Origin of the sequence: Clostridium sp. CF012 (assembly GCF_018861755.1) — a bacterium.
Lineage (GTDB): Bacteria > Bacillota > Clostridia > Clostridiales > Clostridiaceae > Clostridium_AD.
Genome location: NZ_JAHLEF010000016.1, coordinates 1 through 19133, shown reverse-complemented (window position 1 = coordinate 19133; position 19133 = coordinate 1). Strand labels below are relative to the sequence as shown.

At 31.6% G+C, this 19133-nt stretch carries 17 protein-coding genes and 2 other annotated features; of the genes, 14 read left to right on the top strand and 3 right to left on the bottom strand.

The features are described 5' to 3' along the window. Positions 1-3: 3 nt before the first annotated feature. The 4 genes from KPL50_RS14815 (at position 4) to KPL50_RS14800 (ending at position 3590) form a co-directional block, all read left to right on the top strand. On the top strand, positions 4-642 hold the full coding sequence (locus KPL50_RS14815; protein ID WP_216299310.1) for a DUF1048 domain-containing protein: 639 nt from the start codon (positions 4-6) through the stop codon (positions 640-642). Between the two features lie 593 nt (positions 643-1235). Then, positions 1236-2063, top strand: coding sequence for a sugar phosphate isomerase/epimerase (locus tag KPL50_RS14810; RefSeq protein ID WP_216299309.1), 828 nt, complete (start codon positions 1236-1238; stop codon positions 2061-2063). A gap of 104 nt (positions 2064-2167) precedes the next feature. After that, positions 2168-2959, top strand: a complete 792-nt coding sequence (locus KPL50_RS14805; RefSeq protein ID WP_216299308.1) for a class I SAM-dependent methyltransferase — start codon at positions 2168-2170, stop codon at positions 2957-2959. A gap of 169 nt (positions 2960-3128) precedes the next feature. Next, complete coding sequence (locus KPL50_RS14800; protein WP_216299307.1) at positions 3129-3590, top strand: hypothetical protein; 462 nt, start codon at positions 3129-3131, stop codon at positions 3588-3590. Positions 3591-4169: 579 nt separating this feature from the next. Here the strand turns inward: KPL50_RS14800 and KPL50_RS14795 are convergent. Continuing rightward, entirely contained in the window at positions 4170-4454 is a 285-nt protein-coding gene (locus tag KPL50_RS14795) for a hypothetical protein (protein ID WP_216299306.1), read from the bottom strand. Between the two features lie 180 nt (positions 4455-4634). On the opposite strand from KPL50_RS14795, the gene KPL50_RS14790 reads away from it, so the two are divergent. The 9 genes from KPL50_RS14790 to KPL50_RS14750 all read left to right on the top strand — a co-directional run bounded on the left by KPL50_RS14790 (position 4635) and on the right by KPL50_RS14750 (position 16453). Continuing rightward, positions 4635-5171, top strand: coding sequence for a GNAT family N-acetyltransferase (locus tag KPL50_RS14790; RefSeq protein WP_216299305.1), 537 nt, complete (start codon positions 4635-4637; stop codon positions 5169-5171). A 189-nt stretch (positions 5172-5360) separates the two neighbouring features. After that, positions 5361-6632, top strand: a complete 1272-nt coding sequence (locus KPL50_RS14785; RefSeq protein ID WP_216299304.1) for an MFS transporter — start codon at positions 5361-5363, stop codon at positions 6630-6632. 390 nt (positions 6633-7022) lie between these two features. Next, the gene (abc-f, locus tag KPL50_RS14780; RefSeq protein WP_216299303.1) at positions 7023-8681 is read left to right on the top strand and encodes a ribosomal protection-like ABC-F family protein; all 1659 of its coding nucleotides are present in this window, start codon (positions 7023-7025) and stop codon (positions 8679-8681) included. Between the two features lie 105 nt (positions 8682-8786). Further along, positions 8787-9033: a binding site (T-box leader), on the top strand. An 82-nt stretch (positions 9034-9115) separates the two neighbouring features. Further along, positions 9116-9328: a binding site (T-box leader), on the top strand. Between the two features lie 87 nt (positions 9329-9415). Continuing rightward, complete coding sequence (locus KPL50_RS14775) at positions 9416-10960, top strand: 2-isopropylmalate synthase (RefSeq protein ID WP_216299302.1); 1545 nt, start codon at positions 9416-9418, stop codon at positions 10958-10960. A 68-nt stretch (positions 10961-11028) separates the two neighbouring features. Next, positions 11029-12297: a 3-isopropylmalate dehydratase large subunit gene (leuC, locus tag KPL50_RS14770; RefSeq protein ID WP_216299301.1), complete on the top strand. Its 1269-nt coding sequence runs from the start codon at positions 11029-11031 to the stop codon at positions 12295-12297. After that, entirely contained in the window at positions 12291-12785 is a 495-nt protein-coding gene (gene leuD / locus KPL50_RS14765; RefSeq protein WP_216299300.1) for a 3-isopropylmalate dehydratase small subunit, read from the top strand. Before leuC ends, leuD begins: the two co-directional genes overlap by 7 nt. Beyond that, the gene (gene leuB / locus KPL50_RS14760; RefSeq protein WP_216299299.1) at positions 12779-13861 is read left to right on the top strand and encodes a 3-isopropylmalate dehydrogenase; all 1083 of its coding nucleotides are present in this window, start codon (positions 12779-12781) and stop codon (positions 13859-13861) included. Before leuD ends, leuB begins: the two co-directional genes overlap by 7 nt. Before the next feature lie 323 nt (positions 13862-14184). After that, the gene (locus tag KPL50_RS14755; protein ID WP_216299298.1) at positions 14185-15735 is read left to right on the top strand and encodes a transposase; all 1551 of its coding nucleotides are present in this window, start codon (positions 14185-14187) and stop codon (positions 15733-15735) included. A 487-nt stretch (positions 15736-16222) separates the two neighbouring features. Next, positions 16223-16453 (top strand): small acid-soluble spore protein Tlp, encoded by a 231-nt coding sequence (locus KPL50_RS14750; protein WP_375372926.1) that lies wholly within the window; start codon positions 16223-16225, stop codon positions 16451-16453. Between the two features lie 93 nt (positions 16454-16546). Here KPL50_RS14750 and KPL50_RS14745 read toward each other — a convergent pair whose 3' ends face one another. Together KPL50_RS14745 and KPL50_RS14740 are read right to left on the bottom strand one after the other, a co-directional pair. Beyond that, complete coding sequence (locus KPL50_RS14745; RefSeq protein ID WP_216299297.1) at positions 16547-17461, bottom strand: PIG-L deacetylase family protein; 915 nt, start codon at positions 17459-17461, stop codon at positions 16547-16549. A 25-nt stretch (positions 17462-17486) separates the two neighbouring features. Beyond that, complete coding sequence (locus KPL50_RS14740) at positions 17487-18521, bottom strand: GNAT family N-acetyltransferase (RefSeq protein WP_216299296.1); 1035 nt, start codon at positions 18519-18521, stop codon at positions 17487-17489. Positions 18522-18725: 204 nt separating this feature from the next. On the opposite strand from KPL50_RS14740, the gene KPL50_RS14735 reads away from it, so the two are divergent. Further along, complete coding sequence (locus KPL50_RS14735) at positions 18726-18887, top strand: YvrJ family protein (RefSeq protein ID WP_216299295.1); 162 nt, start codon at positions 18726-18728, stop codon at positions 18885-18887. The last annotated feature ends 246 nt before the right edge of the window (positions 18888-19133 follow it).

The following is a 19133-nucleotide window of genomic DNA, read 5'->3' as shown; positions in this document are numbered from 1 at the left end:
AATTTGAAAGATTCTATTGATAATAATAAATTAGTTGGAGACTATTTAATAGCTCATTTCGATATATTAACTTATCTACAGAGTTGTAATATTTCTCCTACAAATAAATTTTCTATTGAAGTTGAGGAAGATATGATGGATATGCTTTTATCAGCTCAAAAAAATGAAACTCCTATTACGGATATAGTTGGAGATGATATTAAAAATTTTTGTGAGAATATAGTAGAAAACTATAATAATAAGAGGGTAAAATTATTAGATATTTTAAAAAATTTAAATTTTTATTTATGTCTTTTGGCTCTAATTATCTTGCTATTTCAAATATTTGATGGCATCATTAATTTAAATATTATAGTAACATTTTTATTAACCTGGTTTCTGTATAAATATATACTTCATTTTTTTTATAAGAAATTATGTTTGAAATTTAAAGGCTTAAAAAACAAAATTAAATTAATTCTTTTAATATTTTTAGTATCTATATTATGTCTTGTTCCATTAGAATTATTGATAATAAAATATTGTGATTTATTAATTAACGGATACTATGTAGCAATTTTATGTTTATTGTTTATTTTAACTATTCATATTATATGTAAAAAATTAGATGATAATATTAGATGGTATAGTTATTTAAATTAAATGCAGAATTGAATAAGAATAATGATTATAAAGATGTATTGCATAAGTAAAGAATCAAGCATGGAATATAAAATGAAGAGAAAACACTGAGTTTTTAGAACATATAAACCGGTGGGTATTGAAAACAAAAGAGCGTAATAGAAATGTAAGATATAACTGTGAATAAGTGAATTAGAAACAACATGAATAATAGTAAATGCAATTAAACCCCTACATCAATAAAGATGTAGGGGTTTTTATCATAAGAGTAAGCTTTGTCAGGTATCTATACCTACAATTCCATCCAGCACTAATTTATTATTTTTCTGATATTAGGCTGGCTGGTAGGACTAAGGGAAGATTAAACCAATACTTAACTATCTAATATTAATCAATACACATAAAATGAAAAAGATGGTATAATATGCTTATGTTATGGTAATGACCATTATAAGAACTCATGTTCTTATAATGTGGAAAGAAGGTAGTGACATGACTACCAATGTCGGGGTGACACTAGTTAGCAGATATGCCACATTCATAAAAAATTAGTTGTACTTCTAAATTATATAGGTAAATCATAGGGATAATTAAACGTTAAGGGGATGGTGTTTATGAAGGAAAGGAACAGAGTTTTTTGTTCAACAGGAGTTATAACTGAGTATCCTTATCAATCTGATTACAAAATAATATTAGAAGAGGGTCAGAAATTATCTGCTGATGGCCTTGAATTAGTTATGTACCCTAACTGGTATAGTGAAATTGAAACTATAACGGATAAGTTATATAAAAGTGGATTAAAATTTCCAGTAGTACACGCTGATAAGGATATAGGTACGCTTATTACAGAATTAAATACTATTAATTATAGAAATGGAATGGATATATTAAAACTGAATTGTGAGGTTGCAAAAGAACTTAACGCAAAATTAATGGTTTTACATTTATGGGGGCTCCCTCTATCAGACGATAAATTTCAAAATAATATTATTGCATTTGAGGAATGTTTAAATATAGCTGATAAATATGGAATATGCTTAGCTGTAGAGACGATACCATGTAGAAAATCTGACCCAATTAGCAATTTGAAAAAACTTGTAGATATATATCCTCAAACAAAAGTTGTATTGGATATTAGAATGATATCTTACCATGATTTATTATGGAAGACTTTTGATACAGATTGGTTATGGGAAAAAGAATGTATCACACATTTACATATTCACGATTATAAGGGGGAAGCGTATTCATTAAACTCATTAAAGAACTATCTTTTGCCAGGAGAAGGGGAGATAGATTTTAAATGTTTATTTAATGAATTGAAAAGATTGAATTTTAAAGGCTCACTATCTCTAGAAAGTAAATCACTTTTGGAAGATGGTACAGTTAATTTTACTGAAGTAAATAAATGCTTGAATTATTTAAAGAAAGCTCTCAATTAGGTGACTATAATAAGTGAAAAAGTGATTGCATAAAAGTTTTTGATTTTATTGAGACGTAATCGTAATTTTCTATGAATTTTAGGAAAAGAGGGGGTACAAAGTTAATGAGCAACCAAAGTGAAACAAATAAAAAAGCATGGTCATATAAAGCCTATGAATTTTGGATGAATGAATTGGGCTTACCCAGTGATGTTGCTAAAGATATGATAAAACAACCTGAAAAACACTTGCGAAGACATCTTGAATATCTTGGTGATGTGAAAGGAAAGAGAATTGCTAATTTGCTTGGTTCTTGTGGTAAAAAGGCAGTTCCATTATCAATACTTGGTGCTGATGTCACTATTGTAGATATTTCTGAAGATAATAGAAAATATGCAATGGAAGTTGCTAAAGATGCAGGTGTAAATTTAACATATATCGTATCAGACTTTTTAGAATTAAATATTGATGAAATGTATAATAATTTCGACATTGTTTACCTGGAAGGCGGAATACTACATTACTTTTCAGATTTAAATGAGTTTTCAAAAAAGATATATGATTTACTAAAAATAGGGGGTAAATTGGTTTTAAATGATTTTCATCCTATTAGAAAAATATTTAAAGTTCGTGATATTTTTGTTGTAAGTGACGACGCATTGGAACTTACAGGTGATTACTTTGAAAACACATTACAAATTGGTGAGGTAGCACATGAAAAGTTTTTCCCAGAGAATGAACAGAGTGAGTTCCCTAAGTGCCTTTTAAGATATTGGACTATGGGTGAAATTATTAGTTCTTTTGCTTCAGCTGGGTTTATTATTGATACACTTGTTGAAGGACCGAGATTTGATTCCTATAAAAACATTCCAGGTGAGTTTACATTGGTTGCTTCAAAGCTGAAAATTGACAGATGAAAGTTTTTAAATGCGCCATCTTATTATAATACAAAATAAATTTCAGATCTAAGGAAATTTATATTTACGCATTAAGTGATTTGATTTTAGTGATATAAGGGATAAGTTACAATTGTATTTTTAGACGAAATAAAAATTATTTATATAAAATGAAGGGAGTAATTAAAGAATGGTACATTTGGTATATTGTGATGACAAAGAGAAGGTTTTTGAGAAAATCCTTGCTGGTACCAAAACTATGATTGTAAGAGGTGCGGCAGGAAGGAAAATCCCACATAGCAGAGTTTTTGAAGGTGAAACGTTGTACCTTATGAAAAAAGGAACAGGAAAGATCTCTGCTATGGCTACGGTAGTAAGTGTTCAAAACTATGTTAAATTGACAGAGGATGAAATTGTAAAAACACTTGAGGATAATCAAGGCCTGCTTAATCTATCTAGTAAGCAAAAAGAAAGATGGCATAAAAAATGCTTATGCATAGTTGAGTTTAAAGATGTTAAGGAAATTACTCCTTTAGAATTTGATCGTCAAAGTAATATGGATGACTGGCTAATCATCGAAAAAATTGAAGATGTAGCTGTAGGAACAAGTATTCCATATAATTATGATAATTCTAAGTTTAAATCAAGCTAATGAGTAAAAAATTATATTAGTACTTTTTTATTCTTATTTTAGAAATTAAACTAGAAGAGAATCGATCAGGGGTAAACTTGCGCATGTAGATAGTAAAAGACCTGAAACATCACTTAACAAAATGTTGCCATTCGATTTGGCTGGTGGCTTTTTTTATATAGTAACATGTAATTTTATGGTTTGTAATATATATAGGTTAATCGATGACCAATCGCTAAGGCACATTCCTTCACCAAGCGCGGTAGCGCTAAGGTTATAACAAAAGCATTTCTAACACATAGTAAAATTAAGAAAATCGAAAGGTATAAAGCTAATTTAAAATTTATTTTATGCGCAAATCTACAGTGAGGTAGATACGTGTTGAACGCCAATAGAGGCAAGTAAGTTTATTCGTTGGCATGCCGGATGCGATGAAAGTCGCTTGTACGGTTTTGAGGCTAGGAAAAGGCGGAGAAAATTTCAAACCCTTACAGTTGAAATCTTATTAGGGGCATATACAATTGGAAAAATAGCAAAAGATTATTTATAAAAAATAAAAGGCCTGCAACTTTTATAAAAAAGTTAACAGGCTAAATTTTTTTATTTTACAAGTTTTAGTTGAGCTATATTTTCCATGTTTCTAGCAGTAACAACTTCTACAGCAGAAAGATCTTTTCTCATATTCTCTACACTACCAGAAAGGTTAGCAATATCATTAAATAATTTATCATGCTCAGCTTTATTAATATCCGATTTATGTTCTAATGCTCTTAGTATTGATATACTTTCCTCTTGCTGAGATTTTATGCTCTTTAAATCGGTTTTTATTGGAGTCAATTTTTCATCTAATAAATCGCTTAATGATTTTATTAATTCTTTGTCCAAAGTATTTCACCCTCTTATAGTTTATATAATAATTATATATGAATTTGATTAAAATTTAAAGTGTTTTATAATATTATTATAGGTAACATATACCAAGAGTATTCGTCAATATACACAACAGTTTAATATTAAGATATAATAAAGAAAAATTATATATGATACAAAAGGAGGAAATAATCAATGGATATAGAAATTAGGGAATTGAAAGAAGTTGATTTAGTGCCAGATTTATTAGAATATTTTAATCGTTACCAGAAAATTTTAAATGTTTGGAGAAAAATTGACGATAAAAAATTATTGATAAAAAACCCATTTATTGAGAATTGGGATAATGAATTAAAACGAGAAATTGTTAATGAAGATTTTATCAATTGTATAAATAGTGGCGGAATTGTTTTTGGCATGTTTTATAATGACAACCTCATAGCATTTGCATCGTTACTACATAATTTTTTTGGAAGTCAAAATCAATATGTACAATTAATGCAACTACACATTTCTAGTGAGTATAGGCGATTAGGACTTGGGAAACGATTGTTTACCTTATGTGTTAAAAAAGCTAAAGAATGGGGTGCAAAAAAACTTTATATGTCAGGGCATCCAGCAGAAGAAACCCAACAATTTTATATAGCTGCTGGATGTGTGGATGCAAAAGAAATTAATGATGAAATTGCTAACCATGAGCCTTTTGACATTCAATTGGAGTACAAAATATGACACTTATAAATTGATAATTATACATAATGCTGGTTAGCATTATTATATTCTCAAGAAAAAGCTTTAGAAACATTTGTAAAGTGGGCATATGGACTTCAGCTAACAAAGTGTTGCTGTTTGTCTTGGCTGGTGGACACAATAAATCAGACAAGCATTGTACTTAAGTGTATCTTTATTAGAGGTGATTAAATGTATAATAAATATTTTAAAGAATCGAAGAATGAGCATAGTTCAGTTCTAAGACTGCTTCCACAACGATTGGGCAATTCTATCTCGAAACAGTTGCCCTTTGAATTTCTTATTTTCCTAATTGGACAGCTAGTTTCGAGACTAGGTGACGCACTTTACACCTTTGCCATACCATGGATTTCATATGAACTAACACATTCAGTTATTGTTATGGGTTCAATGTATGCAGTCAGTGTATTGCCGGTTGTGTTATTTGGTCCAATAATTGGTATGTTTGTTGATCACTGGGATCGTAGGCGACTTATGATGTTCGCTGATGTAACACGAGCGATTCTAGTCGCTTTCGTTCCATTCATGCAAATGCTGGGCATCTTGCAACTTTGGCAACTCTATGTTGTATCATTTCTTTTGGCAGGGTTTTCACTACTTTTTGACGTATCGGTTGTAGCTGCTATCCCCAATATAATAGGCAATAAAAACCTTACTAAGGCAAATGCATCGTATCAATTAGTCAATCAAGCCGGTGATTTAATTGGTCCTATTCTTGCCGGTATTATGATAACCACTCTCGGAGGCTACCGTACGTTATGGTTTGATGTCGTATCTTTCGCAGGGACATTATGGGCCATATGGAGAATAAAGACCTTGGGAAAACCGGTTGCAAAAGCGCGATTAAGCGAGATTTTTCATGGAATGGGGGAGGGACTGCATTTTTTAATTCATGACAAGTTGAATTTTAGTCTCTCACTACAGGCCATGATTGGCAACTTTGGGTACAGTGCAGCCTATGGAGTTTTGATGTTCTACCTCCTCTCTACACTACATCTAAATGCGGCCCAAATTAGCTATAACTACGCGCTTCTTGGACTTGGTGGTTTAGTGGGAAGTATTATCATAGTTCCTTTGGAACGCTATTTTCGACGGGGAGTACTTATACCTATACTCTTAATTGTAGGGACATGTGGTTTTCTGTATGCATTAGTTACCCGGTTTTGGCTAGGTCCAGGAATCGCCTTTGGTATCGTTACAATCTGCAATGTGGCCTGGAACACGCTTTCGACATCGATACGGCAGGAAACTGTCCCTTCGAATATGTTAGGAAGAGTGCTTGGTTTCTCTCGTGTGTTTACCCGCCTGGCTATGCCGCTTGGCATGATGGTAGGTAGTTTAGTTTCGAATTCAATCAGTCCAGTTGCTGTATTCGCGATTGCCGCTGTTTCCAAGGGGGTTGAGGTTTCAATTGCCTTATGGTCCCCAATTCACAAGTTATAAAACAATATTAAGATATTCTTCTACAAGCCTCAAAAATCACTCACCTCCTCCATGCCTGAGAGTTGAGTGATTGAACTTTTAGGCATTGACAATAAATATTCTTAATTCTATAATTAGATATAATCTATGAAAGGTAAGGTATTTAGAGATATGAGAAAATAATTCACTTAAAGAATTTTTTTTAATAAGACGATAAAAAATTCCCCTATTGAGGATTTTTTTGTTGTGCATTTTATTAAAACTGTGAGTGGATATTATCTTGTTGATGTGAATATTACCTTAAATATTATCTCTGTGGGCATTATTTTTAATGCTATAGGGTGTTTTTATGATAATTATTAAACTAAAACAAAGTATTATCCTCTCCAAATAATAGGAGGGGTTTTTTTTATGCTATTAATTGAAGGTGGAAATATAAAAAAGTATTATGGAGATAGAATTATTCTTGATATAGAAAATTTAAAAATATACTCAGAGGACCGGATTGGCCTTGTGGGACTTAATGGCGAAGGTAAGACTACACTTATAAATATACTTTGCGGAGAAGCCCAGCCAGACGAAGGCTGGGTTAAAAGATACGGAAGTTATAGTGTGCTAGATCAACTTGGCTCCAAAGAATATGATGATATAGACAAAAGAGCAGCTAATAAATTTGGAACTGTGCATAACTGGAGCAATCATTTAAGCGGTGGTGAAAAAACAAGATTTAAGATGGCTAAATGTTTTGATGGTGCAAGTGATATAATATTTGCAGATGAGCCTACCAGTAATTTGGATATGGAGGGTATAGACCTTCTTGATAACAAGTTTAAGCAATATAAGGGCGCCATTGTAATCATATCTCATGACAGGGAGTTTCTAGATAAGCTATGCAATAAGATACTAGAGATAGATGGGGTCAAGCTTAAGGAATATAAGGGTAATTACACAGCCTTTAAGCTTCAAAAGGATTTAGAAATAGAAAGAGGATTATTTGAATTTCAGAAATATGGTAAAGAGAAAAAGAAGCTTGAGGAGGCCATAAATGACACAAAACAAAAGGTAAAGACTATGAGAAAGGCTCCAGCAAGAATGGGAAATTCAGAAGCAAGACTTCATAGTAAAATGGGAAACCAGAAGGCAAAAGCCAACCTAGATAGATCAGCAACGAACATGAAAGCTAGAATAGATCATCTTGAGGTAAAAGAAAAGCCTCGAAAAATACAAAGCATTAAGTTAGATGCATTAGAAAATGGTGAGCTTTATAGTAAAATAGTTATTTCAGGAAAGAAAATAAATAAGTCTTTTGGAGAAAAAATTATATTTAGTAATACAGAGTTTGATATTTATAACAGCTCAAGAACTGCGCTTATAGGGCCTAATGGTAGTGGAAAGAGTACGCTTATTAAGATGATTTTAGAAGGAGACATATCAATTAAAACAGCTAAGAGTGCGAAAATAGGCTACTTTAGCCAGGACATGAATATTCTTAATGAAAAGCTAAGTATTCTAGAAAATGTAATGGAAAATAGTATTTATGATGAAACTTTTGCCCGAATCCTTTTGAGCAGGCTTCTATTTAAAAAAGAAGAGGTTTATAAGAAAATTCAGGTATTAAGTGGAGGAGAAAGAGTAAAGGCTTCCTTTGCAAAGGTATTTTTGAGTGATATTAATCTACTTATTTTGGATGAACCAACAAATTATCTGGATATATACTCCTTAGAGGTTGTAGAAGCGGCACTAGTGGAATATGAGAGAACGCTTCTGTTTGTCTCCCACGACAGAAGATTTATAAGTACTGTTGCAAATAGTATATTATCCATAGAAAATCACAAATTGATCACCGCTCGGGGCAGTTATGAAGAATATATGGAAAAGAGGGATATTAAAACAGACGAAAAGGAGAAAGCATTAGAAAATCAAGCTTTTGTATATGAAAATAGGTTGTCAGAACTTATCAGTAAAATTTCCATGCCTTCTAAAAAGGATGATCCCAAGAAACTAGATAAGGAATATTATGAAGTATTAAAGGCGTTGCAGGAAATTAAAAGTGAGAAGATGCAACAGTAAATGCTAAGATAAGATCAATATTCAAAAATATTCTTAAATAAATATTGACAAAGAAAATTCCATGAAGTATACTAAGCAACAATACATAAAATAAATTTGAATATTGAGAAAACTGAGATAGGGAAAGTAAACATCATGCATATTTTTCAGAGAGTGGGAGATGGTGTAAGCCCCATAGATTGCTAATGTTGAAACTCACCCTTGAGTTGTAAGCTGAAATTATATATTAATTATATATTGAATTATATATAGAACATATAAGGTAAGCCGTGCCGGTGTATATAAATTATATATCGTTAAAAAATGGAGATATAAAAATGGGTGGTACCGCGATAGACTTTTCGCCCCAAAACGAAAGGTCTATTTTTTTATGCTCAAATTTATTTGAAATATTTTCAGAGATGAAGCTTCAAAAAACAATAAAACTAAATAATTTAAAAACTGTGATAGGAATAGTAAATGTCATGAAAATTTTCAGAGAGTGGGTAGCGGTGTGAACCCATAATTTCAGATGTTGAATCTCACCCTTGAGTTGTAAGCTGAAAACATAATATGTCGTAAGCTGTGCCGGTGTATAGTGATTATACATCGTTATAAAATTAAGATATAAAAATGGGTGGTACCGCGATAGACTTTTCGCCCCAAAGGGCAAGAGGTCTATTTTTTTATACCCAAAATCCTAAGCTTAGAAAAATGACGTATTGGAACAAAAATAAATAGAAGGAAGGGTTAAAATGAGGGAAAAAGAAGCAGAAATAAAGAAGATATTTATCTTTGATACTACATTACGTGATGGCGAACAAACTCCAGGAGTAAGTTTGAACGGAAAGGAAAAATTAGAGATTGCAAGAGCGCTACGGAAACTGGGAGTAGATGCAATTGAGGCAGGATTTCCAATTGCTTCCGATGGCGATTTTGAAGGAGTTAAGGCTATTGCAAAAGAAATAAAAGGACCTGTAATTACAGCACTGGCAAGGACTACTAAAAAAGATATAGATAGAGCTTGGGAGGCTCTTAAGTATTCTGAAAGGCCTAGGATTCATACCTTTATTGCTACCTCCAATCTTCATATGGAATTTAAGTTAAAGATGAGCCCAGAGGAAGTATTAAATAAAGCAGTAGAGATGGTTACCTATGCAAAATCATTATGTCCAAGTGTTGAATTTTCACCTGAGGATGGAACAAGAACAGAAAAAGCATTTTTATATAAAATATTAGAAGCTGTAATAGATGCAGGAGCAGATGTGGTTAATATACCAGATACGGTGGGATATACAACACCCTTAGAATACGGGTCTTTAATTGAAGGGATTAAAAAAAATGTGCCCAATATCCATAAAGCAATCATCAGTGTACATTGTCATAATGACTTGGGACTTGCCGTGGCAAACTCACTTTCTGCAATACAAAGTGGCGCCGTCCAAATAGAGTGTGCGATGAATGGACTCGGAGAGAGAGCGGGAAATGCTTCACTGGAAGAATTGGTTATGGCTTTGAAAACTCGGGGGGATTATTTTCAATGTGAAACAAATATTATTTCAGAAGAAATCACTCGCACTAGTAGCTTAGTGAGTCATATGACAGGAATTCAAGTACAACCAAACAAAGCTATTGTAGGCGCAAATGCATTTGCCCATGAATCAGGGATTCATCAGCATGGGGTATTAAATTGTAGAGAAACTTATGAAATTATGACTCCTGAATCTGTAGGACTAAAGAAAAGTTTATTGGTGCTAGGAAAACATTCTGGTAGGCACGCCTTTGAAGATAGACTTAAACACTTAGGTTATATAAATTTAAGTTTAGAAAAAATCAATGAAGCATTTTTGGAATTTAAAGCTTTAGCGGATAAAAAGAAGTCAGTTTCTGATAATGATATTGAAGCAATGGTAAGACAAGAAGCTGTCAAGGTACCAGAATACTTTAAGCTTGAGTATTTTAATATTATAAGTGGCAATGGGATTGCCTCAACTTCAACAGTAAAGGTCTCTTTTGAAAATAAAATGGTAGAACAAGTTTCCACTGGATATGGGCCGGTAGATGCTACCTTCAATTCCATTGAAAAAGCCATAGGAGTAAATGTAATTCTTAATGATTACTATTTAAAGGCTATCGGAGGTGGACGGGATGCATTAGGAGAAGTAATAGTAAAAATTGAAAAAGACAGTAATATTTTTGTAGGAAATGGAATAAGCACAGATATTGTAGAAGCAAGCGCAAAGGCTTTTGTGAATGCAATTAATAAATCCTATTATAGTGCAACTACTGAAGTAATATGAGGTCACAGTCATAAGGGTATAAATTATTTATTAGTAAATAGGGAATTGGTAGAAGGGAGAAATGTAAAATGGGTATGACAATGACACAGAAGATATTGGCAGTACATGCAGGCCTTAGCACAGTAGCAACCGGGCAGCTTATTAAAGTGAAATTAGATTTAGTTCTTGGAAATGATATTACCACACCTGTAGCTATCAATGAATTTAAAAAAATAGGTGCAATGGCAGTTTTTGATAAGAAGAAAATTGCCATTGTGCCAGATCACTTTACGCCAAATAAAGATATAAAATCTGCAGAGCAGTGTAAATGCACTCGGGAATTTGCAAGAGAAATGGAAATAGAAAATTATTTTGAAATAGGTCAAATGGGAATTGAACATGCACTAATTCCTGAAAAGGGATTGGTAGTTTGTGGAGATTTGGTTATAGGAGCAGATTCGCATACCTGTACCTATGGTGCTCTAGGCGCTTTTTCTACAGGAATTGGAAGTACAGATATGGCAGCGGGAATGGCCGCCGGAGAAGCCTGGCTTAAGGTTCCAGAAGCAATAAAATTTGAATTAAAAGGTAGTTTATCACCTTGGGTTTGTGGTAAAGATGTTATTTTACACATAATAGGAAAAATTGGGGTAGATGGTGCGCTCTATAAGTCTATGGAGTTTGTTGGTGAAGGCATATCTGAACTTTCTATAGATGATCGTTTTACTATGGCCAATATGGTAATAGAAGCTGGCGCAAAGAATGGCATTTTTCCCGTGGATGAAAAAACAATAGAATATGTGAAGAGTCATTCACAAAAGGAGTTTATCATATACAAGGCAGATGAGGATGCAAAGTATATAAAGACCATAGAAATTGATTTGTGTAGCATTCGCCCAACTGTAGCATTTCCGCATCTTCCAGAAAACACAAGAACCATTGATGAGGTGGGAGAAGTCTTAATAGATCAAGTAGTAATTGGTTCTTGTACCAACGGAAGAATTGAAGATTTGAGAATGGCCGCTAAGGTATTAAAGGGACAAAAGGTACATCAAAGAATAAGAGCTATTATTATACCTGCAACCCAAAGAATATACCTTGAAGCAATGCAAGAAGGGCTTTTAGAAATATTTATAAAGGCGGGGTGTGTGGTAAGTACGCCAACCTGTGGTCCTTGCCTTGGAGGTCATATGGGGATTCTTGCAAAGGGGGAAAGGGCCATAGCAACTACCAATCGAAATTTTGTAGGGAGAATGGGGCATCCGGGTAGTGAAGTATATCTTTCAAGCCCAGCTGTGGCAGCGGCTTCTGCAATTACTGGAAAAATTTCTTCGCCTGAGGAGGTAGCAATATGGTAAAGGGAAATGCAATAGTGTACGGAAATAATGTGGATACAGATGTTATCATACCCGCAAGATACTTAAGTAGCAGTGATCCAAAAGAGTTAGCCCTCCATTGTATGGAGGATTTAGATGCAAATTTTAGCCAAAAGGTTCGAAAGGGAGACATTATTGTGGCTGGAAAGAATTTTGGATGTGGCTCTTCTAGAGAGCATGCACCTATAGCAATAAAAGCATCAGGAATTTCCTGCATTATAGCTGAGAATTTCGCGAGAATTTTCTATAGGAATGCTATAAATATAGGGCTACCTATTATGGAATGTGAAGAAGCAACAAAAGATATAGAAGAAGGAAATCAAATTGAAGTAGATTTTAATAGGGGAATAATAAGAAATATTACAAAAGATAAGAGTTATACTGCTCAGCCCTTTCCAGATTTCATGATGGAGATTATAAAAGCAGGAGGGTTAATAAACTACATTGTAAAAGGGGTGAGTGAATGTTAAAAATAGTTACAATACCTGGAGATGGAATTGGTCCTGAGGTGATAAAACAGGCAGTGAAAGTACTTACTGCAATTTCTTCTAAATATAATATTAGCTTTGCGATAAGAGAAGCGCTACTGGGTGGGGCTGCTATTGATAAAACGGGAATCCCGCTACCTATGGAAACCATTGATCTTTGTAATGCCAGTGATGCCGTGTTACTTGGTGCTGTAGGAGGTCCGAAATGGGATGCGCTACCTGGGGAATTAAGACCTGAAGCTGGGCTACTAGGGCTAAGAAAAGAATTGGGTGTATTTGCAAATTTAAGGCCAGCCATTCTTTTTCCGCAGTTAAAGTCCGCTTCCAATTTAAAGGAAGAGGTATTAGGTGATAATTTGGATATTATGATTGTTAGAGAATTAATCGGAGGAGCCTATTTTGGAGAGAAGAAACGAGTAGATTTAGCAAATGGACAAAAGGCGTGGGATGTAATTGAGTATTCCACCTATGAAATAGAAAGAATTACAAAAATGGCGTTTGAAATTGCAAGGGTAAGAAATAAAAAGCTAACCTTAGTAGATAAAGCTAATGTGCTTGAAAGTTCTAGACTTTGGAGAGAGGTAGTACAATCTATTTCTAAAAATTATAAAGACGTAGAATTAAATAATATGTATGTAGACAATGCGGCAATGCAGCTTATTCGGGATCCGCATCAATTTGATGTCATTGTTACAGAGAATATGTTTGGTGATATTTTGAGTGATGAAGCTTCCATGCTTACTGGATCACTCGGCATGTTACCATCTGCAAGTCTAGGCATCTCATCTGTTGGATTGTTTGAGCCCATTCATGGTTCTGCGCCAGATATTGCAGGGCAAGATTTAGCCAATCCAATAGGCACAATAATGAGTGCTGCTATGATGTTTCGCTACAGCTTTAAAATGGAGGAAATTGCAAATGCAATTGAGAAATCTGTTTATAAAACTTTAGATAGTGGGTATCGCACAATAGATATAATGCAGCCAGGTATGATCTACGCTACAACAGAAAAAATGGGAGATTATATAGCTAATCAAATAATGATTAGCCATTATTAAATTTAAAACAGTGAATTAATATATTTTATGAACCTTATATCCACCCTTGTTTAATTCATTTATAATTGTGGTCACATGCTCATGTCCATTTGTTTCTGTAGTAATTTCAAGTTGAACCTGCATAAAACGATCCTTAGTTTTAAATTGATAGCTAAACCACGCACACTTGTGATTTCAGTCGTGAGTTAGTGGTTCTTTTACGATAGTAAAAGCATCTTTAGAATTTATAAATAGAATGTAAGTTCGCATGAGTTTTGTTATAATAAATGTATATATAGGAAATAATAATAGTATAGCAAAAGCAGAAATGGAGGTAAATATTCATGCCAAGAAAAACAACTCCTACTTATGTTTTAACTATTAAATTAGATACTAATAATAGAGATGAATCAATATTAAATAAAAGATTTGAAATATGTAGAAAACTTTACAATGCAATTTTAGCAGCAGGGTTAAAGAAATTTAATGCTTTAAGCGAATTAAAGATATATAGAAAACTAAGAAAAGAATTAGCAGAGATTAATAAATTATACTTTAAAGATGAAGAAAGTAAAAAATCTAAAATAAATGATAAACTAAGAAAAGAAAAATACAAAGAGATAAATGATTTATTAGGAGAATATGGGATTAATGAATATTCACTTATAAATGAAATGACACCAATGTATAAACCTTTCAATAAAAATATAGATAATAAAACCGCTCAAGCATCGGCAAGTAGAGCCTCTAAAGCATTAGAAAAGTTAATATTTAAAGATGCACAAAGGGTTAATTTTATTAAATATGATGAACTAAGAAGTGTTGAAGGTAAATGGAATAAAAGTGGGATAACTTATAGAGACGGGATTATTAAATGGAATGGACTTACAATTCCAATAATTATAAAATCTAATGATATTTATGCTCAAAAGGCTATTCAAGATAGAATTAAATATTGCAGAATAGTAAGAAAATTTATCCGTGGTAAATATAAGTACTATGCGCAATTAATAATGGAGGGTATACCGCCAGTAAAATATAATAAAGAAACTGGTGATATAAAAGGAAGTATTGGGATAGGCAATGTTGGAATAGATATAGGAACCCAAACAATTGCAATATCTAGCAATTATGATGTTAAATTATTAGAGTTATGTCCTGAAATTAATAACATTCAGGATATAAAAACTAAATTGTCAAGAAAATTAGATAGACAAAGACGTGCAAATAATCCAAATAACTATAATAGTGATGGAACTATAAAATTTGGTATTATAAGTAATGGAAAGAAAGAGAAATTAACATGGGTTAAGTCTAATAAATATATTAAAACTCAAATGGATTTAAGAGATGTTCAAAGGAAACAAACTGATGTTAGAAAACAATCCCACGAGAAGTTGGCAAATTATATAATTTCATTAGGTGATAGAATATTAGTTGAAAACATGAATTTTAAGGGACTACAAAAAAGAAGTAAGAAAACCACCATTAATGCTAATACAGGTAAATTTAATAAGAAGAAAAGATTCGGTAAATCCTTAGCGAGTAGAGCACCTTCTAAATTAATAGAGATAATTAATAGAAAACTTAAATATGAGGAACTGGAAATCTTAAAAATAAATACACATAAAGTTAAGGCTAGTATGTACAATCATTTTAATGATAAATACACTAAAAAAGAATTAAAAGATAGATGGGATGTGTCTATTGGAATTCAAAGGGACTGTTATTCAGCATTTTTAATAATGAATGTTAGCAATGATTTAGAAAAAATTAATAGAGAATTATGTTTTGAAACTTATGATAATTTTAAGCAGTTACATGATGGTGAAATTAATAGACTTAAATCCTTAAAAGAAAATGGTATTAAACTAATATCTAGTATGGGGATATAAATATAAAAAAATGGTTTTGAACCGAGCCATTATACTATCGCGAATAGGCTAATTGTAGTCTTTGGTAGTAAAAGTCTTATTATAATTAAATGAGTCATTATATGTTGTAAGATATAGATGAAATATTATCCCTATAAATGAGAGTATTATGGAAGTTTAATAAGATAAGAACCACGTGACATCAGTCATGTGAGATTCAGTATGATCTAACTTCACAATATTTGCATTTATACTTGCAAGGATTGTTGAGACTTTCACAAGTTCTCCAGGTATATCCGGCATTTCTATACTAAAACAGAACAGTCGGACCCTAGAAACCAAACCTCTATCTATAAGTGTCAATAAGTATCCAAAACATTTTAAATATTGTGATTAAATAGAGAATAATTTAATAAAATTCGTGTATTTTTATTTGGGGTATAATAAATATTTTTGTAGATATAATAATAGTGGATGAACTATTAAATCAAAGAGGAGATATAAAATTATGATGAAAAATAAAGCAGATGACAGAAGAGATAACGCAGATAAAATACAACATAACATTAGCAATACTATTGAAAATTTTCATCTTACTGAAGAAGCTATTGAAGAAACAGAGGATGGAAAAATCAAAAGAACACTAGAAGAAAAGAATGATAGAAGACAAGATGCTATTAATGGTATGAAATCAGAAATGAGAGATGAGACAATAGATAAAAGAAATGGGTATAGATAGCGTCAAAATAAAGTGAGAATATAAAAAGGTAAAAACATGGAACTGTAATCTGAAGTTCCATGTTTTTTTACGTATATTTTATATCCTAGCTCTCTATAATTTTTTTAATATGGATTTAAACTTAAAACTACTGTTGTAACTTTTAATCAATGTGTCACTATAACCATATGGAATAATTTGATTTTTAATTTTTAAATAATTTTCAAAACTACCACAATGTTCAGTATACAAATTAAAATAATTTGAAAAGGTAGTTTTTATATATGCCTCGCATAATGTTTTATTATTAAATGTATAGCCATTAATTTTACTTATATAATATGAAAATTTAAAATCTGAAGTTTGAGAAATATAAAACTTTAAAAGCATTTTCTTAGTTTTGTAAATATCTGTAATATCTAAAAATACATTTGAATATAGCGGTGTAAAAGGACTTTGTGATTCATATAGATATAAGTTGACATTGGTAAATAAATTGCAATTTTTATTGTTTATGTTCCATAATGTTTTGGTGACAGCGAAATGGTCGTTGTGTGAATCAAGGAAGCAGGGCATGAAAATCGTATCAGGATTAACAGAATTAATAATATTTTTAAGCTCATTATCAATTTTGGAATTAATTAAATCACCATCTTCTCCATTCAAAAAAAACAGTTTTTCCTTTTTTAAGTTTAATGCGTAAGCCACATTAATAGCCTCTAACTTTCTTTCTTCAACAACCTTAGATTTTTCCGGTTGACTTCCCTGTTTGCCACTATTAGTGAGGTATACTATATAAACATCCTTATTCTCAGATAAATATCTTAAAATTGCTCCTCCACATCCAATAATATCATCATCGATATGCGGTGCAAGTATTAATATAGTTTCACCATCCAAATTGCTACTTATAGAAATCTCGTTCTTTAGTTTATTTTTATTCTTAATATAAACTATATAAAAATAATTTAATATTTCATATAACTTGTAATAAAAAAATTTAATCACTTTCTTGATTTTCATTTTCATGGATATAGACCTCCAAAATTAATTTTTATACCGTATCTGAATCGCCATTAACAATATGCCAAAGATTTAAATCCAAGACCTCTGTTACTTTTTCATTAAGTAATTTGACTATAAAGTATATTTCTAAATTTCTTTTAATTAAGTGATTCTTTAATAATGCATTTTTATATACATTCGAACCTATTTCCCAAGTCCCTAAGTAGCCAATATTTTTATTTCTATAATATTGGATTACAGCCTTTAGGATCTTATGAAAGTCGTCTTGATTTTTCATGAAGTATTCCATAACAGCGGCACTTTTCATACCTTGACTTTCTATTCTAGTAATGAAAACGCCTTCTATAATTGAATCTTTCTTTATTACTAACAATTCATAATTTGAATTAGGTTTTTCGAAATACTTCCAATTTAATAATGCTGAATCTTTTATTTGTGCTAGGTCATTGCTTATATTAGAAGAAATAAAGTCTGTAATTTCTTTTGTAATACTTGCAGTTATAGTTATATTGTAATTTGATGCAAGGTGAACACTTTTTTTAAAAGTATCTATGGACTTACCAATTAGATTAGCAAATGGTATACGGCTTAACTTCTTCTGTATAATTAGTTCATAATTTAATATCTTTAAATAATTATTCACCTTATAAAGGGTTTCAAATCCTAATTTAACAAAGCCTGGGTGTGAATTATTATTAGCAAATCCAAATATAAAATCAACTCCATAATTTTTTAAGTCTACAAATGCAAATTGAATTATTTTCTTAAAAAGTCCTTTTCCTCTATAATCCATATGAACCATTGTATCTCCAGATTGGACTGCATTATAAATTTTGTTATTTTGTTTAAATTTACTTTCAAAAAATGAATTTGCACCTATAAGATTCCCAGTTTCGTTGAATACTAAATAAATAAAGGGTTCCTTATTGATTGATCCTTTTAAATTATGCTTCCATTCAAAAAATTCTTTGTCTATTTTGTGAGAATAAACATTTTCAAATAACTCGCAGTAATTATGAAAATCCGAATTAATGTATTTTCTATATAAAAAATTTTCTTCCATAGTATTTTCTCCTCTCATTATTTTGATATAAATTTTTAATAAGAAGCATTAAGATTCTTGCTTCTTATATTAATATGCTCAATAATTTCACGAATAATGTTTATATTTATATAAATAATACAAATTACCAAGAAATAAAAAAATATGCAAAATAATTAGAATAAGCATATATATTATTTGTAACGGTGAGGGAGGTAATGCTTCATGTATGATGCATTTGTTAAACTGGTTAATACAGTTGGCTTCCCTATAGGTGTGAGTATATATTTGCTAGTAAGATTTGAGAAGAAAATTGAGGCTCTCAATAAATCTATCTCTGATTTAACAGTAGCTATATCCACCGTTATAGGAAGAATCGAAAAATAAGGGTACCAGATTGGTATCCTTATTTTTTTGTAATACTTAGCCTTGCGTATCGGAATGCGAAATATAGAATTATTTGCACTTATATGTAGGAATATGAAGATAATCAAGCTAGGGGACCTATGGAATGAAATTGTGCTCTTATTTATATGATAGAATACTCCTTGTCGTCACATGATGGCAAGCAAGTTGGTCTTTGAAAATTAAACAGAGAAATAGGTAAAATAGCGAAATAATATTTCGCTTGAC

Excerpts from the sequence above, each read along its gene's own strand:
- KPL50_RS14810 (WP_216299309.1), top strand. The coding sequence starts at position 1,236 with ATGAAGGAAAGGAACAGAGTTTTTTGTTCAACAGGAGTTATAACTGAG.
- KPL50_RS14805 (WP_216299308.1), top strand. The coding sequence starts at position 2,168 with ATGAGCAACCAAAGTGAAACAAATAAAAAAGCATGGTCATATAAAGCC.
- KPL50_RS14800 (WP_216299307.1), top strand. The coding sequence starts at position 3,129 with ATGGTACATTTGGTATATTGTGATGACAAAGAGAAGGTTTTTGAGAAA.
- KPL50_RS14790 (WP_216299305.1), top strand. The coding sequence starts at position 4,635 with ATGGATATAGAAATTAGGGAATTGAAAGAAGTTGATTTAGTGCCAGAT.
- KPL50_RS14785 (WP_216299304.1), top strand. The coding sequence starts at position 5,361 with ATGTATAATAAATATTTTAAAGAATCGAAGAATGAGCATAGTTCAGTT.
- abc-f (WP_216299303.1), top strand. The coding sequence starts at position 7,023 with ATGCTATTAATTGAAGGTGGAAATATAAAAAAGTATTATGGAGATAGA.
- KPL50_RS14775 (WP_216299302.1), top strand. The coding sequence starts at position 9,416 with ATGAGGGAAAAAGAAGCAGAAATAAAGAAGATATTTATCTTTGATACT.
- leuC (WP_216299301.1), top strand. The coding sequence starts at position 11,029 with ATGGGTATGACAATGACACAGAAGATATTGGCAGTACATGCAGGCCTT.
- leuD (WP_216299300.1), top strand. The coding sequence starts at position 12,291 with ATGGTAAAGGGAAATGCAATAGTGTACGGAAATAATGTGGATACAGAT.
- leuB (WP_216299299.1), top strand. The coding sequence starts at position 12,779 with ATGTTAAAAATAGTTACAATACCTGGAGATGGAATTGGTCCTGAGGTG.
- KPL50_RS14755 (WP_216299298.1), top strand. The coding sequence starts at position 14,185 with ATGCCAAGAAAAACAACTCCTACTTATGTTTTAACTATTAAATTAGAT.
- KPL50_RS14750 (WP_375372926.1), top strand. The coding sequence starts at position 16,223 with ATGATGAAAAATAAAGCAGATGACAGAAGAGATAACGCAGATAAAATA.
- KPL50_RS14745 (WP_216299297.1), bottom strand. The coding sequence starts at position 17,461 with ATGAAAATGAAAATCAAGAAAGTGATTAAATTTTTTTATTACAAGTTA.
- KPL50_RS14740 (WP_216299296.1), bottom strand. The coding sequence starts at position 18,521 with ATGGAAGAAAATTTTTTATATAGAAAATACATTAATTCGGATTTTCAT.
- KPL50_RS14735 (WP_216299295.1), top strand. The coding sequence starts at position 18,726 with ATGTATGATGCATTTGTTAAACTGGTTAATACAGTTGGCTTCCCTATA.